The organism is Cellvibrio sp. (assembly GCF_053579595.1).
Window position 1 is genome coordinate 1 of record NZ_JBRFPI010000118.1, and the last position, 11,300, is coordinate 11,300.

At 46.5% G+C, this 11,300-nt stretch carries 11 protein-coding genes and 1 pseudogene; 4 read left to right on the forward strand and 8 right to left on the reverse strand.

Features of this window, described 5'->3' with window-relative positions; genetic code table 11:
* The 3 genes from ACWA6V_RS09330 to ACWA6V_RS09340 all read right to left on the reverse strand — a co-directional run.
* Positions 1 to 381: PepSY-associated TM helix domain-containing protein (locus tag ACWA6V_RS09330; protein WP_449522230.1), on the reverse strand; the 381-nt coding region annotated here is incomplete at its 3' end.
* 17 nt (positions 382 to 398) lie between these two features.
* Positions 399 to 695 carry an iron uptake protein gene (locus ACWA6V_RS09335; protein WP_449522231.1) on the reverse strand — a complete coding sequence of 99 codons (297 nt, stop codon included), beginning with the start codon at positions 693 to 695 and terminating at the stop codon, positions 399 to 401.
* Between the two features lie 352 nt (positions 696 to 1,047).
* Positions 1,048 to 3,300: a TonB-dependent siderophore receptor gene (locus ACWA6V_RS09340; RefSeq protein WP_449522232.1), complete on the reverse strand. Its 2,253-nt coding sequence runs from the start codon at positions 3,298 to 3,300 to the stop codon at positions 1,048 to 1,050.
* A 315-nt stretch (positions 3,301 to 3,615) separates the two neighbouring features.
* Between ACWA6V_RS09340 and ACWA6V_RS09345 the strand changes: the two genes are divergently transcribed.
* Complete coding sequence (locus tag ACWA6V_RS09345; protein ID WP_449522233.1) at positions 3,616 to 4,608, forward strand: hypothetical protein; 993 nt, start codon at positions 3,616 to 3,618, stop codon at positions 4,606 to 4,608.
* Positions 4,609 to 4,624: 16 nt separating this feature from the next.
* Positions 4,625 to 5,716, forward strand: a complete 1,092-nt coding sequence (locus ACWA6V_RS09350; RefSeq protein ID WP_449522234.1) for a CARDB domain-containing protein — start codon at positions 4,625 to 4,627, stop codon at positions 5,714 to 5,716.
* Between the two features lie 96 nt (positions 5,717 to 5,812).
* Here the strand turns inward: ACWA6V_RS09350 and ACWA6V_RS09355 are convergent, their stop codons facing one another.
* The gene (locus tag ACWA6V_RS09355; RefSeq protein ID WP_449522235.1) at positions 5,813 to 6,406 is read right to left on the reverse strand and encodes a hypothetical protein; all 594 of its coding nucleotides are present in this window, start codon (positions 6,404 to 6,406) and stop codon (positions 5,813 to 5,815) included.
* Positions 6,407 to 6,733: 327 nt separating this feature from the next.
* On the opposite strand from ACWA6V_RS09355, the gene ACWA6V_RS09360 reads away from it, so the two are divergent.
* Entirely contained in the window at positions 6,734 to 8,872 is a 2,139-nt protein-coding gene (locus ACWA6V_RS09360; RefSeq protein ID WP_449522236.1) for a winged helix-turn-helix domain-containing protein, read from the forward strand.
* On the opposite strand, the pseudogene ACWA6V_RS09365 reads toward ACWA6V_RS09360, so the two are convergent.
* The 4 genes and pseudogenes from ACWA6V_RS09365 to ACWA6V_RS09380 form a co-directional block, all read right to left on the reverse strand.
* Positions 8,836 to 8,985: pseudogene (locus ACWA6V_RS09365) on the reverse strand (hypothetical protein); the annotation flags it as partial. The gene ACWA6V_RS09360 and the pseudogene ACWA6V_RS09365 overlap by 37 nt on opposite strands.
* 39 nt (positions 8,986 to 9,024) lie before the next feature.
* Positions 9,025 to 9,285 (reverse strand): type II toxin-antitoxin system Phd/YefM family antitoxin, encoded by a 261-nt coding sequence (locus tag ACWA6V_RS09370; RefSeq protein WP_449522237.1) that lies wholly within the window; start codon positions 9,283 to 9,285, stop codon positions 9,025 to 9,027.
* Positions 9,286 to 9,407: 122 nt separating this feature from the next.
* The gene (locus ACWA6V_RS09375; protein WP_449522238.1) at positions 9,408 to 10,169 is read right to left on the reverse strand and encodes a hypothetical protein; all 762 of its coding nucleotides are present in this window, start codon (positions 10,167 to 10,169) and stop codon (positions 9,408 to 9,410) included.
* A 70-nt stretch (positions 10,170 to 10,239) separates the two neighbouring features.
* Positions 10,240 to 10,719: a CinA family protein gene (locus tag ACWA6V_RS09380; protein ID WP_449522239.1), complete on the reverse strand. Its 480-nt coding sequence runs from the start codon at positions 10,717 to 10,719 to the stop codon at positions 10,240 to 10,242.
* Positions 10,720 to 10,856: 137 nt separating this feature from the next.
* Between ACWA6V_RS09380 and ACWA6V_RS09385 the strand changes: the two genes are divergently transcribed.
* Positions 10,857 to 11,300, forward strand: a 444-nt coding sequence (locus ACWA6V_RS09385) for a serine/threonine-protein kinase (RefSeq protein WP_449522240.1), incomplete at its 3' end; no start/stop codon positions are given.

An 11,300-nucleotide genomic window follows, 5' to 3' on the forward strand; every position in this document is an offset into this window, starting at 1 on the left:
AAAAATGTTCTCCTCTGGATCTTTGGCGTTAGGCACGTCAAATCCGGCAAATACACTCAACACCGGATCGCGATGAGTGGTATAGGCGCCCCAGCGAGTCGGGGTATCAAAGTACTCCGGCATAGGGCCATCGACCCTACTGCTCATTTCACTCACACTGGCAGCGGAAGGCTGCATATTCTCGAATACCGGCTTAAGGATTTTGTCGAACGACGGCATGGGTTGCGGCTCAAAGCGCGATTGGGGAATCGCCCAGCGATCAATCTCGCGGTCAAATACCGAAAGTGCACCGAAGAAAAAGACAATCATCAACACAAAACCCAGCACCAGGCCAAACCAGGTGTGCAGCCATGTCATTGAGAGACGGAAATTCTGGAACATAAAAAGTCTCCGGATATCTAAAGAAGCAACGACTGAATCAAGGATGCCATAAGCGCCATCGCGCCCCCGCCTCCAGCCAACAAAAGCCAAATACGTACCAGACTGCGGCTGGCAAATGCCCAGAGAAACACCGTCAGATAAACCAGAAAACCGATGATATAACCGAGATGTTCGGCATCATGAAATTCCATGCCGGCGGCAAACAGCAGCGCTACTGCCAGAGCCATAAGCCCCCAGGTAAAGGCATAACCGCCCAAAATAGCAGCGGCGATACGCGAGCTGACCTGCGCCAAGGAAATACTGTGTTGGGACATAACAATAAAGCCCGATCAAAATGGAATGTGGATTGAGTAGATTTGTGCTGTAAGGAAATATTACCAAAAACAAATAAGAATCAATATCAATCACCCCTGAATACAAGCTTTCCCGCAACCCTTTCCGGTGCAATAAAAGGTGCCAACTTCTATAGGATTTTCGATATGGCGTTACAGCCCACTTAAAACTTCAGTGCCAACCCCATCACCATTTCTTTACTCTCTTCACTATCGATATCCACCCAGGAAAATTATCGCCGCTCGATCATAAAAATACATTTCAGGCCAAAATTGAACCACATCGGCACGCGCATTTAATGCCATCATTTCTGTACTGACCATAAGACACCATTTAAAAATTCGCACGCAAAGTAATTCGCATATTGCGAGGCTCGCCGTAGCGATTGGAGGCGGCGGATAAATAGGAGTAATATTTTTCATCCAGCGCGTTGTCTGCGTTCACAGCAACAGTGAAGGTGTCGTTAATCGGATAGCTCGCCATCAAGTTCACTAATAAATAATCATCCTGACGCGCAGACACAGCACTGTAACGGCTCACAATCCACTCACTTTGATAATTAACTCCGCCGCCAATGGTTAACTCATTGAGGAATTGATAAGTCGCAAACAAACGTGCGATATGCTCCGGCGTAGTTTCATTAAAGACACGCCCTTGATTAGTTGCATCCTTCGCGAATTCATTGGTGTTGTAGGTATAACCCAGTGTTAAATTAAAACCGGGAATTAATTCGCCGCGCACTTCAGCCTCAATACCTTCGCTGACAACTTCTCCTGCGGCAATATTGCAATAACCATCGCCGCCATTTTGAGGGCATTTTCCTAAACTACTTTCGTTGCGCATGGAGCGATTGATTTGATTGGTTCTAAAAGCTGCCAAAGAAACGATTAGCATGTCGTCATTAAAACTGCCTTTTATGCCCGCTTCATATACATTGCCTTTAATGGGATCAAGCAACTGCTCATTAACATCTTTAGCGTTTTGCACCACAAAAGAATCGGTAAAGCTGGCATAGGCGGTATAGACATCATTGAGATCAAACGTGATACCCACGTAAGGAGTATTGATGTTGTTTTTTTCGTAAGTGGTGCGGCGACTGGGAACAAACTGATTGGTCACATTACTTTTATATTTTGAATCAAATTCAAAATCACTTTGCCTCACACCCAAAATTAGATTGAGCGGATCAGCGAGATTAAAACGTGAAGTGATATACACGCCGGTTTGTTGGCGATCCTCAAACGATTGGCCACCGTCCAATTCATAACGCGGAGCGATATACGGCAAATCATATGGGCTATAAGTATCAAGGTCGACCAATAATGCCGGGCGCGGTTGGGTGCCAAGTCGATTCCACAACGTGAAGTCATCCAACACCACATCCCAACTGGTCCAGCGGCCGGGGATATCACTTTTTTGCGAATTGCCGCCAACTACCAATTCATGTTCGCGGCCAAACAGATTAAATTTCCCGCGGGAAAACACATCAAACACATCGATAGTTTGCACGTATTGATAAGCATATTTATTCACTGTGCCTTGTGGACTTTCAGGATTAAAAAGTGCCGCAGGTACAGCAGCCAAACTGGTGAACACCATATCCATTTCAATCTTGGCGCGCACATATGAACCTTTCACCGACCAACCGTTTTCAAATTCGTGTTCAAGGTCGATAAATCCATCGGCATTGGCTTTATCCCAATAGTCAGAAAAATTACAACTGCAGTTGTCGCGGCTCAATTTTAAATCGGCGCCCGTGCGGGGATCGCGCGGTAAATTGTGCGCGCCTATTGCGTGTTCGCCCTGGCGTTTATAACCGACATTCAGCAACGTGCTATCGGTTAGATCGGCACTCAGGATGCCGTAAACAAGATTCGTATCGCGGGTGACGGCCGTCATATAAGAATTAGCATCTTGATAAGATGCAACCACACGCCCACGCACTGTGCCGCTGTCATTCAGGCTGTTGGATACATCAACTTCTGCGCGAACCATATCCCATGAACCGTAACTCACCGCACCGTTTGCCTGAAAATGTGCGGTGGGCTTTTTGCGAATAAGATTGATAGCGCCCGAAGGCTCACCTGAGCCTTGCATCAATCCCGCTGCGCCGCGTAACACTTCGACACGCTCAATCATCGCCATATCGGGTTTTGATGCAGCAACGTTAGATGCATTGATGGGAATGCCATCGTACTGCAACAGATTGGAGTTCCAGCCATCGCCCATATTGAAACCGCGCACGGAAAAGTTGGTGCGCTCGGAATTGTCGCCAGTCAAAATAATACCCGTGGTTTGCAGCAATACCTGGCCTAAATTAGTCGCGCCCATATCGTCAATTTGTTTGCGCGTCACCACCGAGACTGATTGCGGTGTTTCTTGCAGGCTCAGCGCCATTTTGGTGGAGGTACTGGCCTCTTTGCCGGTATATGTGACCTCTTCAATTGCTTCAGCACTTACCACGACCTTCTTCAAAGACCCGGGCTTTACTTGCTCTTCGGCATAAGCGGGAGATAAACAACTCACCATTGCCAAAGCGAGAACAGTTTTCGGAAATGGATTAACGCGATTGGCCTTCTTCTGCATTGATGGATACTCATATAGGATTAAAAACAAAACCAATCGGAAAAAATTACCAATTGATAATCATTATCATTAGAGTATCATTTGCATTATGATGACATCAAGCCAAATGTGCAAAACAACAGCCATTGCCTAAGTCAGGGCTTTAGGCTCGCTGTGAAAAAATGCCCAAATCCCAGGGGAATATTTCCTCGCCCCCGTCCGCAACTCCCCCTACTCTGGTGACCAGAACATTAAGGATTCTCAATGTTCTTTAGCAGAGCTTGTTTACACCCTGTAAACCAAGCCGTGTTGTTAATCACTAGAAGGAGTTTCGTTATGAAGCCGCAATTGTTATTTGGGCTGGCAACAGCCTGTTCCTTGTTTCTCTCCAGCCAAACCCTGATGGCACACAGCGCCGCCGATGCACCTGACGGCGGGTTGCGCGATTTAATGGCGCAGAGTGCTGCAGTCGCTTATGGCAAAGTGGTCGATATCCAATACCGCAATTCCGAACCAACCCGCGAAGAACCCAAAGGTGTTCCACACACATTTGTAACCTACGAGATTGGTAAAGTATTCCGCGGTTATCTGCCGGAAAAAATTACCCTGCGCGTTCCCGGAGGTGCCGATGGCAGTGGTGGTGCTTACACCGAAACCACGGCGCCCACATTTGCACGCGGCGAAGCCGATGTATTGTTTATTCCCGGGGGTGAAGCTGGCGATTGCCAATTGGTGAATTGTGTAGAAGGCCGCTTCCGTGTGCTTGAAGACCGTATCTACAGTGGCTTTGGTGTGCCGCTGGTAGGCGCAGAAAAATCGTTGGAATTTGGCGGCAAACCGCGTTTTGAAGTCAACACAATGGAAATGCCCCGCCCTGCGTTCGATAAGGTGATCAAACAACCTGACGCTGCGCGTTGGATTGCTGCGAATCAAATTGATAGCAAAGGATTGGAAGAACTGCGCAAAAAATATGAAGCAGAAGCACCGGCTTTATATCGCATCAATATGAATGTTGAAGGCATTACCAAAGCAGATGATTACTCAGGCGAAGCGCCTGCAGAGGTAATGAAAAAATATCGCGAACCGCTGATCACTGATGAGTTTTTTGCATTGATCGAACACTTCAACGCAGAGCTAGGCCAGCCCGAACAACGCGTTGTACCGGCCAATCCGAAACTCGCCTTTACTGTTAAGCCTCCGGTGGCTACAGCCGTAAAAGAAGTGGCCATCACCGAGCCAAAGCCTAGCGATGAAGAATTAAAATTCCGTGGCCAAACGGAAAACTTTGTGCGCAAGACTGCCACAACTTCACCACTAACCGTTAAATAATATAGGGAGACATATCATGTTACGGTTTAAATTATTAGTCAGCTCGTTAATTGTACTGCTCGCACAACCCGCACTGAGCGCATCCTGGCTGGAGTGCGATGGCGATAGCGGTAAAAAATTGCGCTGGGGTGGCAACTCAACTAGTGCGCGGATCAACACCATCAGTTTTAACGGCAGTAACTTAACCGCCGTGCAACGCGGCATTAATGCTACCAATGCCAACCCATCACCTTTTGTCGTGAATGCCACAACTGAAACCGGTGGTGTAAGCAGGGGCAACGGCCAAAATGAAATTTACGCAAAAAGTATTTCGCCACCGGGCGTAGCGCAAATGAATTACCACTGCTACTGGTTTTTCGGTTGGCACTATGGTTTGGATGAAGTAGATATTGTGTTGGATTCGGATCGCACCTGGACCAGCTCCACCGCAAAATCATCCAACTTCACCTATACAGGTTCAGCGCGCCCGATTGATTCCGTCATCACGCACGAGGCCGGACACTTCCTCGGTTTGATGCACGTGAATTGGGAATACAACGTGATGGGCGATTCATGGCGTCACCACCACACCAATGGCACAACGGCGAATATTTATTTTGGTGAAGATGCATCGCACGGCTCACGCGTTTTGTACGGCAACCAAAGCAGTACTTTCAACGATGTGTCTGTAGCCCACTGGCGCCGTACCGGTGCCGATGGTGAATACTCCAGCCATGACCGTGTAAGGGTGCGCAACAGTGCCAATACCGCGACATTAACGCCCATTACCATCGCTGGCGAACCTGGCTTCCGCGTAACCCGTGGTACAACTGTGCGCCCGGAATTTACGCTGGAAAATAATGGTAAAACCACGCAAAACAATATCAGCTTCGGCATTTATGTCTCAAATAATGATTTCATTAGCACTGGCGACAGACGTCTTGGCGGTGGCACATTCGGCTCACTCAGCCCGGATGATGTACACACCACCACTATTCCGGTATTTATTCCGAGCGATTTAACGGTGGGGCAAAATTATTGGATCGGCATTATCATCGACGAGAACAATGACATTTCCGAAACCAATGGCGATAACAACATGGCCTACATTCCGATTCGGATTCAATAAGCCAGTAATTTTTTTCTGCATAAAAAACCCGCCGAAGCTGCAGAGTTTCGGCGGGTTTTTCTTTATACATAATACAATTTTTTAATAATGTGATGGTTACTTGATCTGTGGCGATACCCACTCCACTACATCTTTACTCAAATCCTTCAGGCATTTGCGTGTTGCGGAACAGACAGTCACACCTGACCCCAAATCCACTACATCGGTTGATGGGGTAAATTCATTCAGTGTCATAATCGCGCAAGTGTGTTTGGCAGTGACCATGTCATCCTTGCCTTTGATCAGCGCGACCGTCACTTGTACTTTGGGGAGTGAATTGGTTTGCTTGGTACCGAATTGACGCTTTTCATCCCCCAAAACCAACTGTTCAATATCGATGGCCACCACGGGCACGACACCGTTGAGAATTTTGTCGGCGGTAGCTACAGGCTCAAGCCGTATACCATCGCTCTTGGCTTGATCAACCAGATTGCTCACCAGGACCTTATCTATATCGCATGGAAATTCTGATTGTTTGTATTTATACCCTTTTACATTAAAACCAATATTCTGGTTGATATAAACCAGCGGCTCCTTTGCATCCGACTGAGTTGTCTCAGGCGCAGCGAAGGAGAGCAGCGGACATAGAAGCAGCGCAGGAATGAGCAGTGACATGTTTATCTGTGAGGACTTAATGAATGAAAGTTTCATAACCTTACCTTTTGTGGTTGTGATGTAAGAGGACACTCATCGATACAGCAGAGGATGTGTGTGAATTGAATATATTGCAAATGGCGATGAAAACACTGACCATACAAAAACCTCATGCTTACCTTTTGCTTACCAAATTTTTCTTTTTAAAAATCAATAAGATAGAATTTATCCAAACACGCACATTACTTGTATTCACCCGTTCAACTCTTGCAAAATTACACCCATGCCGCAGCTTAGTGAATGCTCCGCGCGGCAAGCAGACTAATAAGAAAAACTTACCATGAAAGGGTTAACCATGCTGACTGCAACAGGTTCCGGACTGCTATGAACGTCCATCAAGAGACCAGTTTTATGCTGGGTGAGGTGAAAGTATCGCCGTCACACAACACACTTTGGACAAGCAACCAAAGCCTCAAACTGCAACCCAAAGCGATGGCGGTACTCCACTACCTTGCCTGCAACCAAACCCGGGTAATCAGTAATGAAGAGCTGATTGAGCGTTTATGGGAAGGCCGTGTAGTCACCCACGGGTCAGTGCAAAAAAGTATTAATGCATTACGCAGTGCATTTTGTGAACTGGTTGGTGATCAGGAATTGATTGCCCATTATTCAAAGCGCGGCTATCAACTCTTGGTGGCACCGCAGTTCCTCTCACCGCCATCGCCCGAGACAGAAAATGAACCCCACGCAGTTGAAACTCACGTTATCAATGCAGAAAAATTGCGCATTTGGCGTATCGCTAGCCTGACAATAGTTGTACTGGCCACAATTACAGCACTTTATAAAACGGTGAATTGGAGCACCCTTTACTTACCTCACAATCACCAAACGGTTTTCCACACAACCCAGGGCTATACCAACGAAACCGGGCATGAGCGCAGTGCAACGCCGCACCCGAATAATCAACATCTCGCCTATATCCGCGAAAAATTAACTCCCCACCAACAAATTGGCACTACCAGCGAAACGGAAAGTGAAATCATTATCCGCAACGCGGCGGGTAATGATTGGCGCGTTGCCAACAGCGATGGTAATTGGTTCAAATTGGCTTGGTCGCCTGCCGGTAATAATCTGGTAGCGATTGAAGTAAAACGCCGCGATGGTTTACCACTGGGCACACAATTTTATCAACCCTCCAATTACCTCTATTCTTTTCATATTTTTACTTTGGATCTTGTACAGGAGCGCTTGTTAGAGAAGCAGCAACTCAGCCAGTGGCAGGGTCAGATTTTTAGTGTGACCTGGTGGGATGAAAACACACTGGAGATAGTCGCCAAACAAGGGCCCAGCTCCGGCAATGGCCGCTACCACTACTCCATTCTGGATCAGCAACTAAAACTGCTGGATGAATTGGAGGGTGCCACCAACCCCGTGGCCAGCGCGGTACTCAATCAAAAGACCGCAATCGCCAGTCTGCATAAAAATAAAATCCAGATTGATTTTTTAAACGCACAGCAAGCGCGTATCAGTCGCGTGAAGTTAGATGTTACCGCAGCAGATATTAGCTGGATCCCCGATGGCAGCGGCGTTCTGGTATATGCCGAAGAGGAGCGAAAATTACTCGCGGTATATCTGAATGGAAAACAAACCCTCATCCCATTAGCCGATAGCAAAGACAAGATTTTCTCGCGCCCACATTACAGCGCCGATGGCAGTGGTGTTTTCTATACGGAAGAGAAACGCAGCTCCAACATCATGTTGGCCGCACTGGACGGCGCCAAAACCCGGCTCACTGAAAATACCGACTTTAATTATGCTGCCAGCTTTTCCCCCAATGGCGAAAAAGTTGTCTATGCGTCGGTGCGCAATAATCAAATTCATTTATGGTTAGTGGAGAACGGGCAAGAACACCAACTCACTACTCAACCAGTGCCGAAAAAAGTCGGTAGCATCATTTGGTCGGATGATGGTGAGCATTTGGTCTTCAATGCCGACAACCAAATTTATCACCACAACCTACTTACTAATAAAACAATTTTACTATTGAGCGGCACCGATACACTCGAACCAATCGCTTACTTCCCCACAATCAATCGGCTTTTTGCACTTAAGCACAACGGCGAAATCAGAAACCTGTGGCGTATTGAAGGTGAACAACAAAAGCAGCTTACCTTTGGTGCTGTGGGCTCGGCGATCGAATACGGTGGGGATGTTTATTTTCAATACGTCAGCGAAAATGGCCTTTGGGCGTTGCGCAGCAAAAATGACACGCTCGAACGCGTAACCGCAAATCTCGATGAATACAGCAAATTGCTTAAAGCCGACAACAAAGGCATCTATTTCATGAGTGGTGGAGTTTGCCAGGAATCAGACATCTACTATCAGGATTACGCAGCCGCCAGTAAATCGATTTACTTAGCACAGGAAAATAATGCCGTCTCGACAACATCGTTCAATATCGATAAAGGTTTGCTGCAGACTGAGTGTTATTTGCCAGAGGCGAATATTGTGTTGTTGAAGTGAGTGATTAAGGGTTGCTCCTGTAACCGCCTGAGAGTATTTCGCAATTCTCCAAGGTAGGTTTTGGTCTGCAAAACACCCCACTTTGCTTGGGTATATTTACGTATATCGAGAAGATCTTGTTTAGCCTAATCCGTAAGAATCAAACGTAACATTTAGATCGTATTCCCCTCGATTAAGGATTGGAAAAACGCATCTCCATCATGGACTTTACCTGCGGCAACATCAGCCTCGGCTCGCTGCATTTTCTGTTGCAATTGCTGCAATTTCAAAGCTTCCAGTGCGTTGTAATCCTCTATAGATAGCATCACCGCTACTGGTTTGCCGTTACGGCTAATCTCAATAGGGTTGCGCTGCACTTTCAGTAACAAGTCACCAAACTGGGTTTTGGCTTGATTGGAGGTAAGGGTTTCCATAATCACACCTTTTGAACGAAACGACTAGATCGAACGATTCAAGCGATTATAGGTCAAATATGCTGACTGTCTAGTGCAACGTTCGCGGGAGTATTGGCTATTAGAATAGCGCTCACATGAACCTAAGGGTGATTAGCAAACTTTCCAGGATGAACAAATGCAGATGTATCAACTTTTATGTTAAGAGAACTAACTTCTTCCTTATCCCTATTTAGCCATTCAGCTCTCATGTTTATTAACATAGCGAGCTCTCTCTTTCTGCCCGCTATGTGCACCAGATTATTATGCTCAAAATTATCATTTTGATAATCGTCTACTTCTTCAGCCAACCACAAGATGGCATCATCCAACCTGGATAAAGCGGCAGGATTTAAGATAAAGAAATACTTTCCACATACAGACTCCAAATCTCTTTTTGCCAAAAAAAACATAGAGCTTCTGCAATCTTTGCTTTTTCTATAAATAGAATTATCAAGATCAATAATAAACTGGTCATAATAATGATTTAGATTAGAAATAAGGGCAAAGCCACGACCACCTTGCCTTGCATTTATTAATTGCTCATTGGTCTGCCGAGGATATCTTCGATGAAAATTATCCATAACAAAATCAAGAAAATCATCAGATGCAGATACATCATTAAAAATCCCGTCATTTTTAGCCTGAGCGAATAACTTGGAAATATTATGCCGCTCCAAATCCTTCCTTGAACAAGTATTTGGAAAAAGACTAAAGGCACTTTTTATTTGAGCTTCTATAGCATACGCATACATCAGCGCTGCCATTTGCATTTGATTGTTTTCCCACAATGTACGAGCTGAAACATAATAGTCATACTTTTGTTTAGTCCATTGCTCCATCAGTTTCTCATCAACAATGATCACAAAACTACCGCCTTTATTTTGACTTAAGAAAGTTGTTTGAACCGAAAAACCTTGGGCAACTTAGGCCAGGCTAAAAATCTAGCGCACATTCCAACGCCCACACCACCGCCAATCTCTGCACCTCCGCCCTATCCCCATCAAAATGTTTCAACTCCGTTTTAATTTCCCCTGTTACAGTAGCCCAGGCAAACCAAACTGTACCAACCGGTTTCTCATGCGAACCACCGCTTGGCCCCGCAACACCGCTAATCGCAACCGCAATATCAGCGCCCGACAATGCGAGTACACCGCGCGCCATTTCGATGACTACGGTTTCGCTGACCGCACCTTCGCGTGCGAGTGTTTCGCTGGAGACACCGAGCAGTTTTTCTTTTGCGGCGTTCGCATAACTGACGATGCCGTATTCAAACCAGGCGGAACTGCCGGAAATGGCGGTGATGGCAGCGGCGACTCCACCGCCGGTGCAGGATTCTGCGGTGGCAATGCGCCAGTTACGCTGGAGTAATTGTTCGCCGAGGCGTTGGCTTAATTGATGTAGATGATCATCCATTGTGTGACCCTGTGTGAGCTCGGATAGGATGGCGATAGTGTGCCGCCAATTAGGCATTGATGCCAGCGGGGAAACTTTTAAACGCATGCGACAAGGCGATCTATACTCCAAGCCATATGACTTGCGAGAGATTGAGCGTGCAGACAATTCCGGGGTATCACATCAAAACGCTGATTGGCGAAGGCGGGATGGCCAAAGTGTATTTGGCGGTACAAAAATCGCTCGACCGGCCAGTGGCGATTAAAGTGTTGGATGCAAGCCTGAATCAAGATCCGGTCGTCCAACAACAGTTTGAACAGGAATCCACATTAGTGGCGCGCTTGAGCCATCCGAATATTATTCAAATTATCGACAAAGGTATCAGTGAACAGCAACTGCCCTACTTTGTGATGCCTTATGTAAAAAGTGTTTCGCTCGAAACCGTATTGCCGCGCAAAGATATTAGCCTCACGCGCAAATTGAATATTTTAATCCAGCTCTGTAGCGCACTCGGTTATGCACATCGTAATGGTGTTGTACATCGCGATATCAAACCAGCCAATATTTTGGTGGATTACGATGGCCACGCCTATTTGGTGGAT

Excerpts from the sequence above, each read along its gene's own strand:
- ACWA6V_RS09370 (WP_449522237.1), bottom strand. The coding sequence starts at position 9,285 with ATGGAAACCCTTACCTCCAATCAAGCCAAAACCCAGTTTGGTGACTTG.
- ACWA6V_RS09380 (WP_449522239.1), bottom strand. The coding sequence starts at position 10,719 with ATGGATGATCATCTACATCAATTAAGCCAACGCCTCGGCGAACAATTA.
- ACWA6V_RS09350 (WP_449522234.1), top strand. The coding sequence starts at position 4,625 with ATGTTACGGTTTAAATTATTAGTCAGCTCGTTAATTGTACTGCTCGCA.
- ACWA6V_RS09355 (WP_449522235.1), bottom strand. The coding sequence starts at position 6,406 with ATGAAACTTTCATTCATTAAGTCCTCACAGATAAACATGTCACTGCTC.
- ACWA6V_RS09340 (WP_449522232.1), bottom strand. The coding sequence starts at position 3,300 with ATGCAGAAGAAGGCCAATCGCGTTAATCCATTTCCGAAAACTGTTCTC.
- ACWA6V_RS09335 (WP_449522231.1), bottom strand. The coding sequence starts at position 695 with ATGTCCCAACACAGTATTTCCTTGGCGCAGGTCAGCTCGCGTATCGCC.
- ACWA6V_RS09345 (WP_449522233.1), top strand. The coding sequence starts at position 3,616 with ATGAAGCCGCAATTGTTATTTGGGCTGGCAACAGCCTGTTCCTTGTTT.
- ACWA6V_RS09360 (WP_449522236.1), top strand. The coding sequence starts at position 6,734 with ATGAACGTCCATCAAGAGACCAGTTTTATGCTGGGTGAGGTGAAAGTA.